This window comes from Quadrisphaera setariae, assembly GCF_008041935.1.
GTDB lineage: Bacteria > Actinomycetota > Actinomycetes > Actinomycetales > Quadrisphaeraceae > Quadrisphaera > Quadrisphaera setariae.
Map to the genome: position 1 here is coordinate 182255 of NZ_VKAC01000007.1, position 21511 is coordinate 203765.

Consider the following 21511-nt stretch of genomic DNA (forward strand, 5'->3'; position numbering starts at 1 on the left):
CCTGTGCTGGGGTGAGCTGGTGAGCGACCCGTTGGCCGGGCTGTCCCGCCATGAACGTTTGGCATGCCGGGTCGTCGAGCGGGTTCTCGGCGCCACCGCACAGGCGTGGGACGTCCAGGGGCGACAGAACGCCGTCGACGCGATGTTGACCCTTCCTGACGGGCGTTGCGCCGCCTTGGAGATCACCCGCGTCGACACCGGACAGGGCCTGCACCTCGAGGGGGAGCTCGCCCGGAGCGGGTTCCACTTGCCCGCCGTCGGGCAGTGGTGGTGGGACATCACGCTGGAGTCGGTGCATGACCTCCCCGAGCTTCGGGAGCGCTACGCCCGCTTGATCACCCTGTCGGAGTCCCTGGGTGCCATCCGTCCTGAGCACATCCGTTGGCAGACCGGTCTACACAACGCCGACTTAACCTGGCTGGCCGAGCACCCCGGAGTGTCGATGTTCGGGTATCCCGACATCCCTGCGCGTGACGGGGACCGGGTGCGGGACGTGATGGTGATGCCCGGGGGTAGCGGCGGGATGGTCGACCACAGCATGTCCGGGTTGCGCGCGATGCTGGAGGAACTATTCGCAGGCGCCAGGCACATGCTCAAGCACCTGGCCAAGACCGCTGCGGCGCCAGCAGACGAGCGCCACCTGTTCGTGGTCCTGCACTCCTCGGCACTGCCGTTCGCCATGAGCGACGCACTGGCGCGCAGCAGTGAGGTACCGAACGAAGAGCCACCGCTGGTCGAGGGCATCACGCACTTCTGGCTGGCCCCGCCGTACTCCGAGCGAATCCTGTTGTGGAGCTCCGGACACTGGCAGCAGTTCTTCCCCTACGACGCGGCCGGAGAACCACGCCGTGGAGGCCGCGGCGGACACGCACCCGAGCACGGAGCGACGTGATGGCGGCTGACCGGTGCCCCTTCTGCCTGCACCCCATCGACGGCTCCCCCGAGGCGCGTCAGCCCTCGCGTGACCACGTCTTCCTCCAGGCTCTGGGCGGCGTTGCCACCACCCCGGTGTGCAAGACCTGCAACGACACCTTCGGCGCTGACGTCGAGGGTCGCCTGCTACGCCCGAGGAAGATCCTCAGCATCGCCAAGGTCGCGGCGGGACGGATGGACTCCGCCCCGGGGTACCTGAAGGCCGATGGGTCGCGGGGAGTCTTCAACTTCCGAGACGGCACCGTGCAGTTCTCTCCCCCGCTCACCTCCTTCGCCACGAAGACCGAGGAGGGTCTGCACATCCGCGCGGCGCCAGATCAGATTGAGGGCGTCGTACCCCATGTCCGCCGCTGGGCCACCAAGCACGGTGGCGACCCCGATGCTGCCGAGGCACAACTGCGTGCTGCTCCCCGCGGCAGCCTGGGCAATGACCTGTTCGTCATGGACCACGACGTCGAGCTCGATCAGTTGGCCCGCTTGGCCGCAAAAGTGGCGCTGGCGGCTGGGTGCCGGGTCAGCGACGACTTCCGCGATGCCCAGCCGCTCGCTGACAGCCTGCGCGAGGTCGCGTGGGGGCGAGCAGAAGCCGACCTCCTCTTCGGGCTAGAACCCCTGCAGCACATCGACGCCCTGCTCGCTGAGTTGACGGCGAAAGCGGTGGGCGAGGTCGCACCGCGCTTCGCCCCGGTGGCCCTGGAGAGTCAGGTGGTCTTCTGCCCCCTCGGTGACAGCACGATCATCTTCGTCCACCTGGTGGGCTTCCCACTCACCTTCGGCGGCATGAAGTGCCCCGGTACTCAGCCCGCGCGGTGGGGGCACACGCCGGTCTTGGTGCGCGACGCGCCCGGTAGCCCACAGATCGTGGCCCTGCAGGACTGGTTGCTTCCACGCCTGCATGCTCAGCCGGACTGGCGCGACGGTGAGGTTGAGAGCGCGCAATAGGTCCTGGGCCTGTGCTCGTCGGTGCGGTCCGCGCCGTTGCGGTCTGCTTGTTGTTGTCCAGCGGCAAGGCAACCGATCGAGCAACCGAATCTTGGTCAACCCAGCTCGCACCGACACGAGCGCCGCGGTCTGCAACGAGGGCTTTCCGAACACCGGTCGGTCCGCGCCTGGTCCGCAAGAAGGTCGCGAACGACCGTCACCACCCAACGTTTGCCAACGGCAAACGTGCAGTTCAGAGGCACTTTCTGCCAGATCGGCCCTGCTCAGAACTGAGCACAACTTGTTCCGCCGCAAGTCCGGCTGAGCCGACTCTGGGCGGGTGAACGACCCATCACACGGTCTTGCTCCGCAACGTATGAGGCCACCGGGCCGCGGCCAACGAGGTCGCCCAGCGACCCGTCAGCGCAGCCCGGTGGCTTCAGCCGCACCTCACGTGCGAGGGAGCGCGCCTTCCCTGCCGAACAGGCGGATCTTGGCGAACATGTCCTCGAGCAGGTAGCGCACGTCGACGGTCTCGAAGACTCGGACGGGGTGGCCCGAGCCGGGCAGGTAGCCGCCTTCGGCACCGAAGCTGGGCGCCGGCACCGTCCGCCACACCCCTCCGCGCGGGTTGAGCACCAGGGAGATGGCCGGGGAGTCACCGAGGGAGCGCGACTCGATGGGCTCGCCGTGGTGGGCGGCGTTCCACTCGACCATCTGGTCGATCAGGTAGTCGGCCAGCTCGCTGGTGCCGCCGATCCGCTCGCGCAGCTCGGCGTACCCCACGGAGACCATCGAGTAGATGCTCGCGGGCACCTGCCAGATGGAGATGCCCGAGCCGAAGACGACGTTCGCGGCGGTGATGTCGTTGCGCAGGTTGAACTCGGGGTGGGGGTAGTTCCAGTCGACGCCGTACCCCATCCCGCCGATCCACACGACGACGACGTCGCGGTGGACGATCTCCGGGTCGAGCAGGATCGCGGTGGCCATGTCGGTGAGCGGACCGAGGAAGGTGACGAACAGCGGGTCGCCCTCGGAGGCGAGCTTGCTCTCCTCGACGATCAGCCGGGCACCCGGCGAGTCGGCCGGCGTCGTCGCGTCGACCAGCGCACGCGGGGCCCCGTCGGCGACGGTCACGCTGCCGGTCAGGCCCATGAGCCGCAGCAGGAGGTCGACCTCCTCGCGGGACTCCTCCATGCTCCGGTCGGTGCGCTCGGTCCCGAAGTGCGCGGGCACGATGCCGCGCACGTCCAGGGTCGGTGAGAGGAGCGCGTGGACGATCGCGTACTGGTCGTCCGCCTCGTTCTTGGCGTCGGTGTTGACGATGATGCGGCGGCGGGTGGGTGCGGTCACGACGGTGCCTCGATCCGGTCTCGGGTCAGTCCTGGGCCGCGGCGCGCTGCCAGCGCGCGAAGGCGGCGATCTTGCCGAACATGTCCTCGAACATCAGCCGCACGTCGACCTGCGTGTAGACGCGGATGGTGCGACCGGTCTCGCGGAGGTGGGTCTCGCCCCGCTCGTCGACGACGGGTGCGGCTCGCAGCACGTAGGTGCTGGAGGAGGGGTCGGGCTGGAAGTGCGACTGCAGTGCGGTGAACAGCACCAGCGGCGAGTCGCCCAGCGCGTAGGTCTCCGGGTAGCCGCCCGTGTGGCCGAGCGCGAAGCGGTTGACCCGGCGGAGCGCGTCGTAGAGGAGCTTGCCGACCGGGCCGTGCGGCAGCACGCGCTCACGCAGCTCGATGTCGGAGACCAGGCACTGGCGGTAGACGTCGCGGGGCACCTGCCACAGCGGCAGCGTCGAGTCGTTGAAGACGACCCGGGCGGCGTTGACGTCGATCTTCAGGTTGTACTCGGGGCTCTCGACCCCGGGAGGCGGCAGGGCGACACCTGCGTGCTCGGGCCCGCCGATCCAGACCAGCACCATGCGCTCGGCGATGGCCGGTTCCAGCAGGTAGGCCGAGGCGACGTCGGTGAGGCCTCCGCCCGCGCAGTAGTACAGCGGACGGTCGTCGTCGCGCATCGCCTCGGCGATGATCGCTCGCGCAGCCTGGGAGTCGCGCGGGGTGGTCGTGTCGAGCAGAGCCTCGTCGGCGCCGAGGACCACGCGGCTCCCGCCCTCGACGTCCGCATCGGAAGCATCCAGGCCCATGACGTCGAGCAGCTCGTGCACCCGCGCCAGCGCGTTGGCGGCGCTGCCCGGGCCGGGGTCGAAGGGGTCGCCCGGGGCGAGGTGGGAGGCGACCACGAGCCGCACGTCCACCGCCGGCGACAGGAGGTGGTGCACCAGCTGGTAGAGGTCGTCGGGGTCACCGGAGAAGTCGTTGTCGGCGATGACCCGCACACGCGGCGGGGCCAGCGGCGGCTCACCGGGCAGCCAGCGGTGGTCGCCGATCGACCAGGTGGCTGGAGTGGACGTCATGGGGTGGGAGCTCCTGTCCGGGGTCGTGCGGCGTCAGCCCTTGACGGCGCCGGAGAAGGCCCCGGCGACGAAGTAGCGCTGGAACATCAGGTAGACGATCAGCACCGGAACGGCCGACATGATGATGAAGGCGTTCAGCGGCCCGTAGTCGGTGGCGTGCTGGCCGCTGAAGCCCAGCACCGCCAGCGGCACCGTCCAGTTGTCCTGGCTCTGCAGCAGCGTCGCGGCGATGGCGTACTCGTTCCAGGTCGCGACGAAGTCGAGGATGAACAGGGCTGCCAGAGCGGGCTTGGCCAGCGGCAGGCAGATCTGCCAGAAGATGCGGAAGGTCGAGGCGCCGTCGATGCGCGCCGACTCCTCCAGCTCGTCGGGGATGGCCCGGAAGAAGCCGTAGAGCATGAAGATCTGGTACGGGATGCCGAACGCCAGGTACGGGAGGATCAGCCCGAGCTTCGTGTCGAGCAGGTCGAGGCTCAGCATCGTGGTGAAGAGCGGACCGAGGCCGACCTGGATGGGGACCATCGACCCCGCGGCCAGGAGCCCGAGGACGAGCTTGGAGAAGCGGAAGCGCAGGCGTGCCAGCGCGTAGGCCGCCGCCGCGGCCAGGAGCAGCCCGAGCGGCACCTTGATGACCGCCACCAGCAGGCTGTTGGCGCCCGTCACCCAGAGGTTCCCGGTGTCGACCGCGTCGGCGTAGTTGCTGAAGAGCCACTCGGTGGGCAGGTACCACGGCGGCGCGGTGTTGACGTCAGCCCTGCTCTTCACCGAGGTGAGGAACATGAAGACGAACGGCAAGGCCCAGACCAGCGCTGAGATGGCCAGCGAGATCCACAGGCCGATGCTGACGTAGTCGCGCCGGGGCCGGTTGGCCGGCGGCGCCGGCACAGCGGCGACCTGGCCGCCGCTGGCAGCGGGGTTCGCGAGGATGGTGGCGCCGCTCATCAGTGCTCCTCGGCCTTCAGGGTTCGGACCAGGTAGGGGACGACCAGGCAGAGCGAGAGCACCAGCAGCACGGTGGCGATCGCGCCGCCCTGGCCGAAGTCGTGGTTGGAGAACGACTGCTGGTAGGACCACAGCGCCAGCACCTGGGTCGACTGCGCGGGGCCGCCGCCGGTCATGCCGACGATGAGGTCGAAGACCTTCAGGGAGTTGATGATCGTCAGGATGATGACCACTGCGGTGGTCGGGCGCAGGGCCGGGATCGTCACGGCCTTGAACACCTGCCAGCGGTTGGCGCCGTCCACCCTCGCCGCGTCGACCAGCTCGGCGGGCACCTGCTGCAGACCGGCGAGGAAGAGCACGAGGCTGAAGCCCACCCCCTGCCAGACGCTGGCGACGAAGACGGAGTAGAGGGCGATCTTCGGGTCGCCCAGCCACTGCTGCTGCCAGGAGGCCAGGCCCACCGCTTCGAGGAACTGGTTCAGCGAACCGACCGTGGGGTTGTAGATCCAGCGCCACATCGCCGCGACGGTGATGGAGGCGAAGACGGCGGGGATGTAGAAGACCGAGCGGAAGAGGTTCCGGCCGATCATGCGCCGGTTCAGCGCGAGGGCCAGCAGCAGCCCGAGCAGCATCGGCACGAGCAGCGACAGCACCACCCAGATCACCGAGTTGCTGAGGGCCGTGTAGAAGACCGGGTCGTTGGTGAGCATGCGCACGTAGTTGCGAAGGCCCACGAACTCCGGCTCGCTGGTGCGGAAGCCGTTCCAGGAGAAGAACGACAGCCGGACGGCGTCGAGCATCGGGTAGACGAGGAAGGCCACGTAGAGGCCTGCGGCCGGGACCAGGTAGGGCAGGGCTCGCAGGAAGCGCCTGTCACCCCGGCGCCGGGGTGCCGCTGGGGGCGCTGGCGGGCGTTCGAGGACCGACATGTCACGTCTCCGGGTCGGGTGGGCGGGCGAGCCGAGGGGTGGTTGCGGGGAGGGCGGGCGCCGGCCGGCCCGGGGGTCTCCCTCCCGGGCCGGCCGACCTGTCAGGACTCGCTCTCGATGAACTTCTGCATCTGCGCGCCGGCGTCGGCCGGGGCCGTCTCACCGGTGAGGACCGAGTTCATGATCCGCCAGTACTCGGTGGTCTGGGCCAGGGTGAGGTTCTGGTCGTTGTTCAGGTAGAAGCCCTTGGCCGCGTCGTACAGCGGCGGCCAGAGCTCGTGCAGGGGGTTGTCGGTGGCCGGGGTCACCGCGGTGTTCACCGAGATCGGCGACCAGACGCCGACGACCTTCTTCTGCTCCTCGGTGGAGGTGATGAAGTCGAGGAACTCAGCGGCCTGGTCGGCCTTCTTCGTGGCGGCGTTGATGTAGAAGCCCTCGCCGAAGCCGTAGAGGCGGTCGGTGCCGGTGGGGAACTTGAAGATCCCGACGTTGGCCGGGTCCATGCCGTTGTCGACGACCTGGGAGTCGAACCACGTGCCCTCGTACGCCATGGCGGCCTCGCCCGTGTAGAAGAGCTGGCTCGACTCGTCGTTGGACACGCCCTGGAAGCCCTCGTTGAGGTACTCGCCACCCCACGTCTTCAGCTGGTCGAAGGAGCGACCCACGCAGTCCGTGTCCCAGCTGGTCTTGGCCGTGACGAGCTGGTCGAAGGTCTCCGAGCCGCAGTTGGTCTCCAGCAGGGAGTCGAGCAGGCGCATGACGTGCCAGTTGACGGTGCCGCCGAACTCGATCGGCGTGATGCCCGCCGCCTTGATCTTGGCCGCGGCCGCTTCGAGCTCGGCGTACGTCGTCGGCTCGGCGGTGACGCCGGCCTTCGCGAAGAGCTCCTTGTTGTAGTAGATCGCCTCGGCCTGCTGGGTGAAGGGCACGCCGTGGTACCCGCCGTAGCGCGTGATGTTGCTGAGGGTCGCCTCGCCGAAGCGGTCGCCCCATCCGTACTTCTCGTACTCAGCGGTCAGGTCCTTGCTGAGGCCGGCCTCGACCAGCTCACCACCCAGCCCCGGGCCCTCCCAGTACCAGTAGACGTCGGGCCCCGAGTCGGTGCCGGCGACCTGGCGCAGGGCGTCCTTGTGGGCGTCGGTGGAGCGGGTCTCGACCTTGACGGTGACGCCCTCGTGGGCGGCCTCGAAGTCGCTGACGAGGGTGTCCATCGCCGTCTTCTGCGAGCCCTCGAGCGTCAGCATCCAGACGGTGAGCTCGTCGTCTCCGCCGGCTCCGCCGGAGCTTCCTCCGCAGGCCGCCAGGGTGGCGACCACGCCTGCCGCGGCCACCGCGGCGAGCATCTTCTTGACGCGCAACTCTGCCTCCGTCGAGATGTGGGGGCGCTGACCGCCGTGGTCCGCCCTGGGTGCTTGCCCGCCTCGGCGTCAGCGCCGTCAGCGTCGTGGTCGTGGTGACCCGCGACGGCAACTATGCACAACCGGTTGACCAGTTGCAAGCCACTCGGCGAACCCGATCAGACTCGTTTCGGTCACGGCGGCCCAGCCGCTCGAAGGACGGGAGGAGGGGCGAGGGCGCACAGCGGAGCCCGACCGGGACCGGCGCGCGGGCCGGTCGGGGTCCGGTCGGGGTCGGGGGCGCAGGTGCCCGCGGCGGGCGAGACGGCCGCTGCAGCAGCGTCGCCGCCAGGGCGCGGCTCCGCCGGCCCCTCGGGTGCGGCGCCGCGCCGCCCGACGAGGCCGCGGGCGGGTCAGTCGCTGCTGCTGCTCAGTCGGCGCGTGGCGGTCGCCATGTGGGTCGCCATCGCGGCGGCCGCGGCGTTCTCGTCGCCGTCCCGGACGGCCTCGTGGATCGCCTCGTGCTCGTCGCAGGCGGTCTGCGCCTCACCCTGGCTGCTCACGGCCCTGTCCGCGTAGACGCGCAGCAGGGAGCGCACCACGGAGAGCAGGTCGGTGACCAGGTCGTTGCCCGCGGTGGCGGCCAGGGCGTCGTGGAAGTCCTGGTCGGCCTTCGCGAAGGCGCGGAGGTCCTCGCCGGCGCGCCGCATGCGGCCCAGGGAGGACTCCTGGCGGGCGAGACCGGCGAGGCCCCGCCGACTGGCCGCCAGCCGAGCGATGTAGATCTCCAGCCCGGCGCGCAGCTCGAGCAGCTCGGACGTGGACTGCCGCCCGATGAGCAGTCCCCAGCGCAGGGTCTGGGGCAGCATCTCGCTCGCCGTGCCGCGCAGGTACGTGCCCGACCCGGGCCGCACGTCGACGATGCCCAGGATCTCCAGGGCGGCCAGCGCCTCGCGCACCGCGGAGCGCCCCACGCCCAGCGTGGAGGCCAGCTGCCGCTCGGGGGGCAGCCGGGTCCCCGGCTGCACGGTGCCTCCCAGGAAGAGGTCGAGCAGCCGCCGGGCGACCTCCGACGCAGGCGTGCCGCTCGGGACGGCACCCAGGGATGCGGAGATGACGGCCGCCTGGTCGTCGGGGAATGCGGGCACGTGCGGAGCGTAGGGCCCAGGAGGCCCTCCGCGCTGCCTTCCGGCTGACCGGTTCCTCCTTGCAATTGGTCAACCGGTTTGCCATAGTGCTCGCCGGAGCTTCGCGTTCGACGACGACGCCGGGCCCGCGGCGGAGCGGGCGTCCGCGAGCAGACCCGAGGAGGGACCCATGGCTGATGCACTGCGCCTGGTCATCGGCAGTGATGACGCAGGACACCGGTACAAGGAGGCCCTCAAGGCCGACCTGTCGGCCAACCCCCTGGTCGCCTCCCTGGTCGACGTCGGCGTGGAGGCCGACGGCCACACGCCGTACCCCGCTGTGGCCGTCGAAGCCGCCCAGCGCGTCGCCGACGGTCTGGCCGACCGCGCCCTCCTGTTCTGCGGCACCGGCCTGGGGGTGGCGATCGCCGCCAACAAGGTCCCGGGCGTCCGCGCGGTCACCGCACACGACTCCTACTCGGTCGAGCGCAGCGTGCTGTCCAACGACGCCCAGGTCCTGACGATGGGCCAGCGCGTCATCGGCCTGGAGCTCGCTCGCCGCCTCGTGCGGGAGTGGCTGACCCACCGCTTCGACACCACGTCGGCCTCAGCCGCGAAGGTCGACGAAATCAGCCGCTACGAAGCACGCGTCGCCGGCAGATGAGCCACCGGACAGACGCGGCCGCCCCCGCGCCTCCACGAGTCTCCGTGGGGATGAGCCTGAAGATGTACTTCGGTCACCACCAGGCCCAGCAGTGGTTCCGCCAGGTGGCCGACGGCCTGCGCTCCCGCCCGGCGGTCGCGGCCGGCGCCGTCGACGTCTTCGTCGTCCCCACCTACCTGCAGATCCCTGCAGCGCTGCGCACCTTCGCCGGCAGCGGTGTGCGCATCGGCGCGCAAGACGTCGCGGCCGAGGACTCCGGCGCGTACACCGGGGAGGTCAGCGCCGCCGAGCTCGCCGAGGTCGGTGTCACCCTGGCCGAGGTCGGCCACGCGGAGCGCCGCCGCCTCTTCGGCGAGGACGACGCAGCCGTGGCGGCCAAGACAGCCGCAGCACTGCGCCACGGCATCCGCCCGCTGCTGTGCCTCGGCGAGCCGGACCGCTCCCCCGCCCCCCAGGCCGCCGCGACCGTCCAGGACCAGCTGCTCTCAGCGCTGCACGACGCCCCCCGCGGCGCCCTGACCATCGCCTACGAGCCGGTCTGGGCGATCGGCGCACCCGCGCCGGCACCCCTGGAGCACGTGCGCGCGGTCGCCCGCCACCTGTCCTCGGTGCTCGCAGGCCTGCCCGAGCGCGCGGGCTCCACCGTCATCTACGGCGGCTCCGCCGGTCCCGGGCTGCTGACCGAGCTGGGAGACGACGTCGACGGCGTCTTCCTGGGCCGCTTCGCCCACGACCCGGCCGCCTTCCTCGCCGTCGTCGACGAGGCCGTCGCCCTGACCGGGTGGGCAGCGGACGAGGTGACGGCGTGATCGGCCTGAGCACGTACAGCTTCTTCTGGGAGCACTCCGACCGCGCGGTCGAGCCGCTCTCGCTGCGCGGCGCCTTCGAGGCCACCTCGGCCCTCGGCGTGGGGCTGTTCCAGATCTGCGACTTCGCCCCGCTGGAGGCCATGAGCGACAGGGAGCTCGCCGAGGCCGCTGCCACCGCTCGCGACCTCGACCTGGACGTGCAGCTCGGGACCAAGGGCCTGGAGCCCGTGCACCTGGCCCGCTACCTGCGGCTCGCGGAGGCGTTCGACGCGCGCCTGGTGCGCAGCATGGTGACGAGCCCGACGTCGTCGCCGTCCCCCGAGCAGACCGGCGCGTGGCTCGACGAGGTCCTTCCGGAGTACCAGGCAGCGGGGGTGGTGCTGGCGCTGGAGACCTACGAGCAGGTCGCCACCGCTGACCTCGTGGCGCTGGTCACCGCCCGCGGTGGCGACCACCTCGGCATCTGCCTGGACCCCGCCAACGTCGTCGCCCGCCTGGAGCACCCCCGCGACTGCGTCACCACCGCGGCCCCCCACGTGGTCAACGTGCACGTCAAGGACTTCGCCTTCGCACGCCAGCCCGGCTGGGTGGGCTTCACGTACTCCGGTGCCCCGATGGGCACCGGCATGCACGACTACGAGCACCTGCTGGCCACCGTCCGTCCGCGCGAGCGCGGGATCGACGAGGTGGTCGAGCACTGGCTGCCCTGGCAGGGCGACCCGGAGACCACCGTGCGCACCGAGCGCGCCTGGACCAGGGCCACCGTCGAGCACCTCCGAGCCGCCCGCGAGCCCGCGGCAGCTCCAGCCGCCTGACCTCCTCAGCCCGACCCGCCCCATCCGCCTGACCCGCCTGATCCGCCTGATCCGTCTGACACCCGAGAGGTTCCGATGACCACCACCGCCAACGCCCCCACGACGCCGCAGGCCTCCACGTCGGCGACCATCGCCGTCGTCGGCGCCGGGGGGAAGATGGGGATGCGCGTCTCGAACAACCTGGTCAAGACCGACCACCGCGTCTTCTACGTGGAGAACAGCCCCGCCGGCCAGCAGCGCACCCGCGAGGCGGGCCGCGACCTCACTGACGCCGCCACCGCCGTCGCCCAGGCCGACATCGTCGTCCTCGCCGTCCCCGACCTCGCCCTGGGCGCGGTCACCGCTGACCTGGTGCCCCAGATGAAGTCCGGCGGCATCGTGCTCACCCTGGACCCGGCCGCCGCCTACGCCGGGCTGCTCACCACCCGCGACGACGTCGTGCAGGCCGTGGCCCACCCCTGCCACCCCTCGGTCTTCCTGCAGCGCACCACCCCCGAGGAGTACGCCGACACCTTCGGCGGCATCGCCGCCCCTCAGGACGCCATCGCCGCGGTGGAGTCCGACGACCCCGCCGTCGCCGCGATCGTCGAGGCCACCGTGCGCGCCATCTACGCGCCCGTCGTCGACGTGCACTTCGTGACCATCAAGCAGCTCGCCCAGCTCGAGCCGACGCTGGTCGAGACCGTCGCGTGCATGATCGGTGCGCTGCTCAAGGAGGCCCTCGACGAGGCCGTGGACACGATGGGCGTGCCCGCGGCCGCGGCCCGCAGCATGCTGCTCGGACACACGCAGGTGGCGCTCGCCAACGGCCTGCGCGGGGACAACCCGTTCTCCGACGCCTGCCTGATCGCCATGGACTACGGCCGGGAGAGCATCATCAAGGACGACTGGAAGAAGATCTTCCGCGACGACGAGCTCGACAAGAACCTCGCCCGCATGCTGCACCTCGACTCGATCGACCGCGGCGAGCGCTGAGCGGTGAGCACCACCCCCATCCCGTCCGGGCGCCTGGCCGGCAAGACGGCGCTGGTCACCGGAGCCGCCACCGGCATCGGGCGCGCCGTGGCCGGGCGGTTCTCCGTCGAGGGCGCCCGGGTCGTCATCGCCGACCGCGACGCTGCCGCCGCTGAGCGCGCGGCCGCCGAGATCGGCACCTCAGCCCGCACCGCGGTCATGGACATCTCCGACGAGGCGTCCGTCCAGACGGCCTTCGCCGAGCTGGCCGAGGCGGGGTGGGCACCGGACGTCGTGGTCGCCAACGCGGGCGTGCAGCTGTTCGGGAAGGACGCCAAGGCCGGCGACCTGGACCTGGAGGTCTGGCGCCGCACGATCGACGTCAACCTCACCGGCACCTTCCTCACGGTGAAGCACGCGGTGCGCTCGATGCTGGCCGGCTCCCCCGCGGGCGGGTCGATCATCCTCACCGGCAGTCCCACCGGGCTGAACGGCGAGGGCGCCGACTTCACCGCCTACAGCGCCTCCAAGGCCGGCATCCACGGCCTGACCCGCACGGTGGCCGCCGCCTACGCGGGCACGGGGATCCGCGTGAACACCGTGGTGCCCGCCTACACCGAGACCTCGCTGGTCACCACCATCAGCGACGACCCGGAGGCTCGCCGCGCGATCGTCGGGCGCATCCCGCTCGGACGCGCGGGAGCCCCCCGCGACGTCGAGGGGATCATGGTCTTCCTCGCCAGCGACGACGCCGAGTTCGCCACCGGCGCGCTGTTCGCCGTCGACGGCGGCATGACCACCCTCTGACCGGCCGGCAGATCGAACGGGAGCAGGGAGTGAGCACGAGGACGGACGCGGCAGCGGCGTGGCTGGAGCCCGGCACCGACCACCGGCGGGGCGACTGGTCCTGGCAGCTCCGGGGCGACGAGGTCGCCGACATCGGCTACCGGGGCCGGCACCTCCTGCGCAGCGTGCGGGCCGTCAGCCGCGACGCCGACTGGGGCACGCGCGCGCTGCGCGCCAGTGCGGTGCGCGAGACCACCACCGGCGTGCAGGTGGACGTCACCGTCGACGACGAGGACGGGTCGGCCCTGCTGGTCGGCACCGTCACCGTGGAGGCCGTCCACGCCCGGCTGACGGTCACCGCGCGCCTGGAGGCGCAGGCCGAGGTGCGGACCAACCGCACCGGCCTGGTGGTGCTCCACCCGACCCACCTCGCAGGCACCGCGCTGGCGGTGACCCACCCCGGCGGGGACGTGGAGGCCACGCAGTTCCCGCGGTCCGTCAGCCCCCACCAGCCGGCGGTCGAGATCGCTGGGCTCTCCTGGACCGACGGCGGCCTCGACGTCGCCGTCGGCCTCGAGGGCGACGTCTTCGAGATGGAGGACCAGCGCAACTGGACCGACGCCTCGTTCAAGACGTACAGCCGGCCGCTGGCCCTGCCGTTCCCCTACCGGGTGGCTGCCGGGGAGGTCGTGCACCAGCAGGTGCAGCTCTCAGTGAGGACGACCGGCACCACCACGACGGGGGCCACGACGGGGGCGACGGGCAGCGGAGCCGGACGCCACCGCAGCGGCCACCAGAGCGAAACCGTCCGCCTGACCGCCGCGGAGACCTTCCCCGAGATCGCCGTGGGAGCCGCCACCGCGCCGGACCCGGCCCCCGCCCCGGCCGCCGTCGGGTCGGCGGTGCTGGTGGAGCTGGAGCTGGGAGACCCCCGGTGGCGGGCCGCCCTGGCCCGCGCCCGGGATGCCGGGCTGCCGCTGGACGTCCGCGTGGTGCTCGACGCTCGTGACGCCCGGCACCTGGCCGCCCTCGACGCCCTCGTCGTCGCGCTGGTCGGCACCGACGTGGTGCGGATCGCCGCCTTCGACGTCGGCCGCCACGTGACCGACGTGGTGACCGGCGCCGTCCTGCGGGCGTCGCTGGAGGCCGCGGGCCTGGAAGCACCCGTGGTGGGAGGGGCCCGCTCGCACTTCACCCAGCTCAACCGGGAGCAGGAGGACCTGGCCTCTGGGCTGCTCGGCACCACCTTCAGCACCACCCCGCTGTTCCACGCCGTCGGCACCGAGCAGCTGGTCGAGTCCGTCGCGGTGCAGCGAACCGTGGCCGAGCAGGCGGTGGCCATCGCCGGTGGCGGTCCGGTGCACGTCGGTCCGGTGACGCTGCGCCCGCGGTTCAACGACGTGGCGACGACGCCGCCCAGCCCGCCCGATGCGCCCACCGACGACGGAACGGCCGCCCCACCGGAGGGCCTGCCCGAGGGGTACGGCGCCCAGCAGCAGGGGCACGACGACCCGCGCCAGAGCGCGCCGCAGCTGGCCGCCTGGACCATCGCCTCCGCAGCTGCGCTCGCCGTGCCCGGCGTGGCGAGCCTGACCTACTTCGAGGAGTGGGGCCCCCGCGGCATCCGCACCGCGGACGGCGACGACCTCCCGGTGGCCGCGGCCCTGCGCGCCCTGGCCGACCTCGCCGGTGGTGAGCGGCTGGTCGGTCCGAGCCCTGACGGGCTCGTCTGGGCCGTCGGCGCCACCAGAGGACGGACCACCACCGTGCTGGCCGCCAACCTCGACACCAGACCCCGGCGCCTGGTGGTGGAGACACCGTGGGGCTCGCTCATCACCGGCCTGGGCGCTGGCGCCTGGTCGGCGAGCACCCTCGGATGACCTGCTCCTCACGCCACCCCCGCCCCGTTCAGCAGCGCGACACCGCTGCGACCCCCTCCAGGCGCCTGCGGGCGCACGCCACCCTCGGGAGACGCCCATGGCCCGCCTGACCAACGACCCCGCCCTCTTCGCCGACGAGGTGGCCGAGGGCTTCGTGGCCGCCCACGGCGACAGGGTCCGCCGCGTGCCCGGCGGCGTGGTGCGCAGGCGGCCGCTCGCCAGCGGCAAGGTGGCGGTGGTGGTCGGCGGCGGCTCGGGGCACTACCCCGCCTTCGCCGGCCTCGTCGGCACCGGCCTGGCGGCCGGCGCGGTGATGGGCAACGTCTTCGCCTCCCCCTCGGCCCAGCAGGTGCGCTCGGTGGCGCGCGCCGCCGACCGCGGCGCCGGGGTGCTGCTGGGCTACGGCAACTACGCCGGTGACGTCCTGCACTTCACCGAGGGCGCCGAGCTCCTCGCCGCCGACGGCGTCCAGGTGGTGTCGCTGGCCGTCACCGACGACATCTCCAGCGCCCCGGCCGAGCGGGCGTCCGAGCGCCGGGGCGTGGCCGGCGACGTGGCCGTCTTCAAGATCGCCGGAGCGGCCGCCGAGGCCGGACTGGACCTCGCGACCGTGCTCCGCCTCGCGACCCGCGCCAACGAGCGCACCCGCACCTTCGGAGTCGCCCTGTCGGGGTGCACCCTGCCGGGATCCAGCCGGCCCCTCTTCGTGGTCCCCGCGGGCCGCATGGGGTTGGGCATGGGCATCCACGGGGAGCCCGGGACCGGTGAGAGCGACGTGCCCACGGCCGACGGCCTGGCGGACCTCCTCGTCGAGTCGGTGGTGTCCGAGCTCCCTCCCGGCGTCGCCGCAGCGGACGGCCAGCGCGCCGCCGTCCTGCTGAACGGTCTGGGCGGCATCGGCCACGAGGAGCTGTTCCTGCTCTACCGCCGGGTGGCGCAGCGGCTGGAGGGGCTGGGCGTCACGGTGGTCGACCCTGAGGTCGGCGCCCTGGTGACGAGCTTCGACATGCAGGGCGTCTCCCTGACCCTGACCTGGCTGGACGAGGAGCTGGAGGCGTGCTGGCGCGCACCGGCGGACTCCCCCGCCTTCCGCCGCGGCGCCCCGGCACCCGACCAGGCCTCCGGCGACGCGGAGCTCCTGCAGGACGTCGACGACGACGAGGGGGACGGCGCGCTGGGCGGCGTCCGAGAGCTGCCGCGGGCCAGCAGCGACTCCCGGGCCTTCGCCGCGGAGGTCGCGGAGGTGCTGCAGCGGGTCACCCACCTCATCGACGCCCACGCCGAGGAGCTGGGCCGCATCGACGCCGTGGCCGGCGACGGTGACCACGGCATCGGCATGCAGCGGGGCACCCGCGCGGCGGCGCAGGCGGCGGCCGAGGCCGTCGCGCGCGGCGCCGGGGCCGGCTCGGCGCTGGCGCTGGCCGGGGAGGCGTGGGCCGACCGCGCCGGTGGCACCTCCGGGGCGCTGTGGGGGGCGGTGCTGCGCGAGGTCGGCGCCGTCGTCGGAGACGAACGAGTTCCCGGCGTGACCACGGCCGCCGAGGCCGCGGCCGCGGCGGGAGCGGCGGTCCACCGCCGCGGCGGTGCGGTGGTGGGCGACAAGACGATGGTCGATGCGCTGACCCCCTACGTGCGGGTGCTCCAGCACGCGGCTGACCTCGGATCACCGGTGGCGACGGCGCTGCGGGAGGCGGCTCGAGCTGCGCAGGCCGGGGCCGACGGGACTGCGCAGCTGCTGCCGGTGAAGGGACGCGCCAAGACCCACGGGGAGCGGGCTGTCGGTACCCCCGACGCGGGCGCCGTCTCGCTCGCGCTCATCGCGGGCCTCGTGGCCGAAGCGGTGCGGCCGGCACCTCCGGCTGTTCCAGCCCAGCTGTAGCACGCTGGTGGAGGTCAGCTGCGCGTCTCCCGATGGGCGTCGTCCTCGTCCTCCAGGCTGACGACGACCTTCCGCGCCGAGACGCCGGCCCGCTGGCGGTCGATGCCCGCCTGGACCGCGTCGAGCCCGTGCCCGACGAGCAGCGGCTCGGGCACGGGCCGCAGCGTGCCGTCGGCCAGACCCCGGGGCAGCACCTCGCCCCACAGGCGCGGGCCGACCTCGTCGTCGCGCAGGCTGCTGCCCCACACGAACGCGGCGCGGACACCGGCGCGCCGGGCTCTCAGGGCGAGGGCCGCGGTGGTGAGGCCGATGCGGCCGAACACCGGGAGCGCCCCGGGGAGGAGGTGGCGTCGTCCCGCGACCCGGTCCAGGGAGACCGGGGTGCTGGCCATCGCCAGCACCGTGCCGCCCGTCCGCCGCAGCACCTGGAGGCAGGCCGCCGCGGACGTGGGACCGAGGGCGACGGCGCCGACCACGCGGCGGCCGCCGATGCCGGCCACGAGCTCGTCGGCGGCGCTGGGCGCGTGGTGGTCCACCACGACGTCCGCGCCGAGGGACCTGACCAGCTCGGCGTTGTGCGCGGAGGCGGTGCTGACGACGTCGTACCCGGCGGCCCGAGCGAGCTGCACGGCGTTCAGCCCCACGCTGGTCGAGCCGCCCCACACCACGACCACCTCGCCGGTGGCGGACGGACGGTCACCGGCACCGGGCATGGCCAGCCCCAGGTGCTTCGGCTGGAAGAGGGCGCAGGCCGCAGTGGACACCGCCAGCGGGAGCGCGGCGGCCTCCAGGTCGCTGACGCCCGCCGGGACCGGGGCCGTCAGCCGCTCGAGCAGCACCGTCCGCTCTTGGAACGCGCCCTCGCGCAACGCGTCGCGGCCGCGGTCCGTGCCGGTGGCCAGACCCAGCACCCGGTCTCCCACGCGGAAGCGCGTCACGGACTCCCCGACCGCCACCACCTCCCCGGCGACGTCCGAGCCGAGCACCGCGGGCGTCCGCAGCCATCGGTAGGTCAGGGCGCTGGTGCCCTGGACCACCCAGTCCACGGGGTTCACCGCGACGGCTCGCACGCGCACGACCACCTCGTCAACCGCGGGAGCCGGGGTGGGGACGTCGTCGACGACGAGCCTCGCCCGTGGTTCGCGCAGGACGGCGGCGAGGTGGTGCGACTGCGACACGGGAGCAGCTCCTGGAGGGTGATGACACGTGGTGTCCTCACAGTAGGGCTGATGGCACCACGTGTCATCACCTACGGTGGCGCCATGGCCAGATGGGCACCCGGCACCCGGGAGCGGCTCCGCGCGGCGGCGCTCGACCTCTTCGAGGAGCAGGGCTTCGCCGCCACGACCGTCCCGCAGATCGCGGACCGGGCCGGCCTCACGCGGCGGACGTTCTTCCGCCACTTCAGCGACAAGCGCGAGGTCTTCTTCGGCGACGACGAGATCCCGGCCACCGCCTCGCGGATCCTCGCCGACGCGCCCGCGGACACCGCCCCGGTGGCCCTGGTGCTGGCAGGTCTGCGCGGACTCGCCCGCCACCGGTTCGAGCCCCAGCGGGAGGCGGTGCGGAAGGCGCGGCGCATCATCGACGCCGAGCCCGTCCTGCGTGAGCGCGATCTGCGGAAGCAGGCCGAGCTGCGCGAGGCGATCCGCGAGGGCTTCGAGCGCCGTGGCCAGGAGCCGCTCGTCGCCCGGGTCGTGGCCGGGCTGGCCGTCGAGCTGTTCCAGACCGCGCTCGAGCGCTGGGTCGCGGACGAGTCCGGCGCCCTGCTGACCGACCACCTCGACGCGACCTGGGAGACGATGCGCTCCGTGCTCAACGACTGAGGCGTAAGGAGCGTCAGAGGCGCTCGACCACGAGGGCGTTGGCCATCCCCTGGCCCTCGCAGACCGCCTCCAGTCCGTACCGCCCGCCGGTCGCCTCGAGCTGGCCGAGCAGCGTCCCCAGCAGCCGGGTGCCGGTCGAGCCGAGCGCGTGCCCGAGCGCGATCGCCCCGCCGCGGGGGTTCAGCCGCTCCGGGTCGGCGCCCAGCTCGCGCTGCCACACCATGGGCACGGGCGCGAAGGCCTCGTTGACCTCGTAGGCGTCGACGTCGCCGATGGACAGCCCCGCCCGGTCGAGCACCTTGCGGGTGGCGGGGACCACGCCGGTGAGCATCTCGATGGGGTCGGATCCCACCACCGCTCCCGCCACGACCCGCGCCCGCGGGACCAGGCCCAGCTGCTCCGCGCGCTCCTCGGCCATGATGAGCACCGCGCTGGCCCCGTCGGTCAGCGGCGAGGAGTTGCCGGCGGTGATCTTCCAGTCGATCTCCGGGAAGCGCCGCGCGACGTCGTCGTCGACGAAGGCCGGGGACAGGGCCGCGAGCGACGCGGCGGTCGTGGAGGGACGGACCGTCTCGTCCCTGTCGAGCACGCGGCCGTCCGCCAGGGGCACGGGCAGCAGCTCCCGCTCGAAGGCCCCGGCCTCCGTGGCCGCGGCTGCCAGGCGGTGGGACCGCTCGGCGAAGGCGTCGACCTCCTCCCGGCTCAGGCCCCACCGCGCGCAGATGAGCTCCGCGGAGATGCCCTGGTGCACGAGGCCGCCGTCGAACCGCTCCCGGATGCTCGGCCCGAACGGGTCCGCGCCGCGCGCGGCCGACCCGATGGGGTGGGTGCTCATCAGCTCCACCCCGCCGGCGACCACCACGTCGTACGCGCCCGCCACCACGCCCTGCGCGGCGAACGCCACCGCCTGCAGGCTCGACCCGCACTGCCTGTCGATGGTCACCCCGGGCACGGTCACCGGGAACCCCGCCGCGAGCGCGGCGTTGCGGGCGGGGTTGACGGCCTGCTGGTCCACCTGGGCGAGGCACCCGAGGATCACGTCGTCGACGAGGGCGGGGTCGAGGTCGTTGCGATCGACCAGCGCGCGCAGCACGCGGGCCATGAGCTCCACGGGGTGCTGCGACGACAGCGCTCCCCCGGGCTTGCCGCGCCCCGACGGGGTGCGCAGGGCGTCGACGATCACGGCGGTCCTCATGGAGTCCTCCCACGGGGCAGGGTGGTGGTGACGGTGGTCCCCTCGCCGACCCGGCTGCTCACCTCGAGCCGGCCGGCCATGGCCTCGGTGAGGCCGCGCGCCAGCGGCAGGCCCAGCCCGACGCCGCCGTCGGAGCCGCGCCCGAGCCTGTCGAAGGGGGTGAACAGGCGGGCGAGGTGGCGCTCCTCGATGCCGGGGCCGGTGTCGCGGACGCGGAGGCGCACCCGCTGGTCGTCCACGGTCCAGTCCACGTGCACGGCCCCTCCGGCGCGGGTGTAGCGGATGCCGTTGGTGACGAGGTTGAGCAGCACCTGGGTGAGCCGGCGCTCGTCGGCCCGGACCAGCACCTCCCCCGCCGGTGGTGAGGACGACGACGGCGGCGGGGCGTGCAGGGCCACCCCCTCGGCGTCGGCGAGCGGCCCCACCATGGCGAGCACCCCCTCCACCACGGGCTCCAGCGGGAGGTCCACCAGCACCAGCGGCAGCGCGCGGGCCTCGATGCGGGACACGTCGAGCACGTCGTCGGCCATGCTGAGGATGTGACCGGCGGCGGCCGCGATGTGGCCGAGGGCCGCGGCGCGGCGCTCGGCGTCGAGGTCGAGGGTGGTCATGAGCTCGGTGAAGCCGGTGATGGCCTGCAGCGGGGTGCGCAGCTCGTGCGCGAACGCGGACACGAAGTCGCTGGTGGCGCGCCCGGCCGCCTCCGCCTGGCTGCGGGCCAGGGCCGCCAGCAGCCCGGCGTGGTCGATGGCCACCGAGGCCAGGTGGCTGAGCCGCTCCACGAGGTGCTCCTCGCGGGGCGTCGGGCGGTGCGGCTCGCGGTGGTAGACGGCGAAGGTGCCGCTGACGCCGTCGCGACCGCGGATCGGGGTGGACCAGCACGCCCGCAGGCCGGCGTCGGCGGCGAGGTCGCGGTAGCGCTGCCACCGGGCGTCGGTGAGCACGTCGACGGCCACCACCGGCAGCTCGGTGAACGCCGCGGTGCCGCAGGAGCCGGCCAGCTCTCCGATGGGCAGCCCGTCCACCCGGGTCGTGTACGAGGCCGGCAGCGTCGGCGCGGCGCCGTGGCGCAGCACCCCGGCGGCGCGGTCGAGCAGCAGCACCGAGCAGCTGCTCCCCGGCAGGAGGCGCTCCAGCGCGCTGGCGACGCCGGCGAGCACGTCGGCCAGCGGTGCTCCCGTGGCGATCTGCTCCAGCACCCGCGTCTGCTCGGCGAGCAGCGCCACGGCGTCGCTCTGCTCGACGACGTCAGAGGCGTCGTCGGCGACGGCGACGGGGGCGGTCACGGCTCGAGGCGGTAGCCGACGCCGCGCACGGTGACGAGGTAGCGGGCCCCGAGCTTGTGGCGCAGCCGGTGCACGTGCTCGGTCACGGTGGCCTCGCTCTGCCAGGAGCGCATGCTCGACCACACCTGCTCCAGCAGCTGGGCGCGCGTGAACACCTGGCGGGGGTTGGCGGCCAGGAAGGCCAGCAGGTCGAACTCGCGGGCGGTGAGGGGCACCGGCTCGCCGTCCAGCTCCACCTCCCGGGTCCACGGGTCGATGCGCAGCTTGGACGCCGGGTCGGGCGTCGCGGGCGGGCGCGAGGGCCCCCGCGTCCCCGAGCGCCGCAGCACCGACCTGACCCGGGCCGCCAGCTCCCCCGGGGAGAACGGCTTGACGAGGTAGTCGTCGGCGCCGAGGTCCAGCCCCAGGATCCGGTCGCCCTCCCCGCACCTGCCCGAGAGCACCACCACCGGGGTGAGGTCCCCCTCGGCGCGCAGCCGACGCAGCAGGTCCAGCCCCGAGGTGCCCGGCAGCGAGACGTCCAGCACCACGAGCGCCGGCCGGTCGGTCACCACCGAGCGCAGCGCGGCCCCGCCGTCGCCGGCCTCGACCACCCGGTAGCCCTCGGCCTCCAGCTGCCAGGCCACCACGGTGCGCACGCGGCTGTCGTCGTCCACGACGAGCACCACCGGACGGGCGCCCTCCACGGGCACCGGGGCTGCAGTGCCCGCTGCTGACGTCGCCGCCGCCGTAGCAGCTGCGCTCGCGGTCATCCGCCCCCCTGCCCACCGTCGGACCCTGGTGCAGGGACGGTACCCCGCAGCGCGCCG

At 73.0% G+C, this 21511-nt stretch carries 20 protein-coding genes; 10 read left to right on the forward strand and 10 right to left on the reverse strand.

Annotated features, from left to right (window positions below):
* Positions 1 to 19: 19 nt before the first annotated feature.
* Positions 20 to 892: a hypothetical protein gene (locus tag FMM08_RS13160; RefSeq protein ID WP_147926822.1), complete on the forward strand. Its 873-nt coding sequence runs from the start codon at positions 20 to 22 to the stop codon at positions 890 to 892.
* Positions 889 to 1875 (forward strand): HNH endonuclease, encoded by a 987-nt coding sequence (locus FMM08_RS13165; RefSeq protein ID WP_147926823.1) that lies wholly within the window; start codon positions 889 to 891, stop codon positions 1873 to 1875. The genes FMM08_RS13160 and FMM08_RS13165 overlap by 4 nt, the downstream gene beginning before the upstream one ends.
* A gap of 429 nt (positions 1876 to 2304) precedes the next feature.
* Here FMM08_RS13165 and FMM08_RS13170 read toward each other — a convergent pair whose 3' ends face one another.
* From FMM08_RS13170 to FMM08_RS13195, 6 genes are all read right to left on the reverse strand, one after another.
* Complete coding sequence (locus FMM08_RS13170; protein WP_147926824.1) at positions 2305 to 3207, reverse strand: nucleoside hydrolase; 903 nt, start codon at positions 3205 to 3207, stop codon at positions 2305 to 2307.
* A gap of 25 nt (positions 3208 to 3232) precedes the next feature.
* Positions 3233 to 4273, reverse strand: a complete 1041-nt coding sequence (locus tag FMM08_RS13175) for a nucleoside hydrolase (RefSeq protein WP_222710742.1) — start codon at positions 4271 to 4273, stop codon at positions 3233 to 3235.
* Positions 4274 to 4306: 33 nt separating this feature from the next.
* On the reverse strand, positions 4307 to 5215 hold the full coding sequence (locus FMM08_RS13180; protein ID WP_147926825.1) for a carbohydrate ABC transporter permease: 909 nt from the start codon (positions 5213 to 5215) through the stop codon (positions 4307 to 4309).
* Positions 5215 to 6144, reverse strand: coding sequence for a carbohydrate ABC transporter permease (locus FMM08_RS13185; RefSeq protein ID WP_147926826.1), 930 nt, complete (start codon positions 6142 to 6144; stop codon positions 5215 to 5217). The genes FMM08_RS13180 and FMM08_RS13185 overlap by 1 nt, the downstream gene beginning before the upstream one ends.
* 101 nt (positions 6145 to 6245) lie before the next feature.
* Positions 6246 to 7502, reverse strand: a complete 1257-nt coding sequence (locus FMM08_RS13190; RefSeq protein WP_222710743.1) for an ABC transporter substrate-binding protein — start codon at positions 7500 to 7502, stop codon at positions 6246 to 6248.
* A gap of 392 nt (positions 7503 to 7894) precedes the next feature.
* A complete protein-coding gene (locus FMM08_RS13195) occupies positions 7895 to 8629 on the reverse strand; it encodes a FadR/GntR family transcriptional regulator (RefSeq protein ID WP_147926827.1) in 735 nt (244 codons plus the stop codon).
* A 169-nt stretch (positions 8630 to 8798) separates the two neighbouring features.
* On the opposite strand from FMM08_RS13195, the gene FMM08_RS13200 reads away from it, so the two are divergent.
* The 7 genes from FMM08_RS13200 to FMM08_RS13230 all read left to right on the forward strand — a co-directional run bounded on the left by FMM08_RS13200 (position 8799) and on the right by FMM08_RS13230 (position 16395).
* Positions 8799 to 9272: a ribose-5-phosphate isomerase gene (locus tag FMM08_RS13200; protein ID WP_147926828.1), complete on the forward strand. Its 474-nt coding sequence runs from the start codon at positions 8799 to 8801 to the stop codon at positions 9270 to 9272.
* Positions 9273 to 9322: 50 nt separating this feature from the next.
* Positions 9323 to 10081 carry a triose-phosphate isomerase family protein gene (locus tag FMM08_RS13205; protein WP_222710744.1) on the forward strand — a complete coding sequence of 253 codons (759 nt, stop codon included), beginning with the start codon at positions 9323 to 9325 and terminating at the stop codon, positions 10079 to 10081.
* The gene (locus FMM08_RS13210) at positions 10078 to 10896 is read left to right on the forward strand and encodes a sugar phosphate isomerase/epimerase family protein (protein ID WP_147926830.1); all 819 of its coding nucleotides are present in this window, start codon (positions 10078 to 10080) and stop codon (positions 10894 to 10896) included. The genes FMM08_RS13205 and FMM08_RS13210 overlap by 4 nt, the downstream gene beginning before the upstream one ends.
* A 75-nt stretch (positions 10897 to 10971) precedes the next feature.
* Positions 10972 to 11871, forward strand: a complete 900-nt coding sequence (locus tag FMM08_RS13215; RefSeq protein ID WP_147926831.1) for a phosphogluconate dehydrogenase C-terminal domain-containing protein — start codon at positions 10972 to 10974, stop codon at positions 11869 to 11871.
* Positions 11872 to 11874: 3 nt separating this feature from the next.
* Positions 11875 to 12657: an SDR family NAD(P)-dependent oxidoreductase gene (locus FMM08_RS13220; RefSeq protein WP_147926832.1), complete on the forward strand. Its 783-nt coding sequence runs from the start codon at positions 11875 to 11877 to the stop codon at positions 12655 to 12657.
* 29 nt (positions 12658 to 12686) lie between these two features.
* Entirely contained in the window at positions 12687 to 14516 is a 1830-nt protein-coding gene (locus FMM08_RS13225; protein WP_147926833.1) for a D-apionate lactonase family protein, read from the forward strand.
* A gap of 97 nt (positions 14517 to 14613) precedes the next feature.
* Positions 14614 to 16395 (forward strand): dihydroxyacetone kinase family protein, encoded by a 1782-nt coding sequence (locus tag FMM08_RS13230; protein WP_147926834.1) that lies wholly within the window; start codon positions 14614 to 14616, stop codon positions 16393 to 16395.
* Between the two features lie 14 nt (positions 16396 to 16409).
* On the opposite strand, the gene FMM08_RS13235 is transcribed toward FMM08_RS13230, so the two are convergent.
* Entirely contained in the window at positions 16410 to 17573 is a 1164-nt protein-coding gene (locus tag FMM08_RS13235; protein ID WP_147926835.1) for a zinc-binding alcohol dehydrogenase family protein, read from the reverse strand.
* An 84-nt stretch (positions 17574 to 17657) separates the two neighbouring features.
* On the opposite strand from FMM08_RS13235, the gene FMM08_RS13240 reads away from it, so the two are divergent.
* Positions 17658 to 18221 (forward strand): TetR family transcriptional regulator, encoded by a 564-nt coding sequence (locus FMM08_RS13240; RefSeq protein ID WP_147926836.1) that lies wholly within the window; start codon positions 17658 to 17660, stop codon positions 18219 to 18221.
* Positions 18222 to 18234: 13 nt separating this feature from the next.
* On the opposite strand, the gene FMM08_RS13245 is transcribed toward FMM08_RS13240, so the two are convergent.
* From FMM08_RS13245 to FMM08_RS13255, 3 genes are read right to left on the reverse strand one after another with little or no spacing between them, the layout of a single operon-like run.
* Entirely contained in the window at positions 18235 to 19416 is a 1182-nt protein-coding gene (locus FMM08_RS13245) for a thiolase family protein (RefSeq protein WP_147926837.1), read from the reverse strand.
* Complete coding sequence (locus FMM08_RS13250; protein ID WP_147926838.1) at positions 19413 to 20702, reverse strand: GAF domain-containing sensor histidine kinase; 1290 nt, start codon at positions 20700 to 20702, stop codon at positions 19413 to 19415. Before FMM08_RS13250 ends, FMM08_RS13245 begins: the two co-directional genes overlap by 4 nt.
* Positions 20699 to 21454 carry a response regulator transcription factor gene (locus FMM08_RS13255; RefSeq protein ID WP_147926839.1) on the reverse strand — a complete coding sequence of 252 codons (756 nt, stop codon included), beginning with the start codon at positions 21452 to 21454 and terminating at the stop codon, positions 20699 to 20701. The genes FMM08_RS13250 and FMM08_RS13255 overlap by 4 nt, the downstream gene beginning before the upstream one ends.
* Between the last annotated feature and the right edge of the window lie 57 nt (positions 21455 to 21511).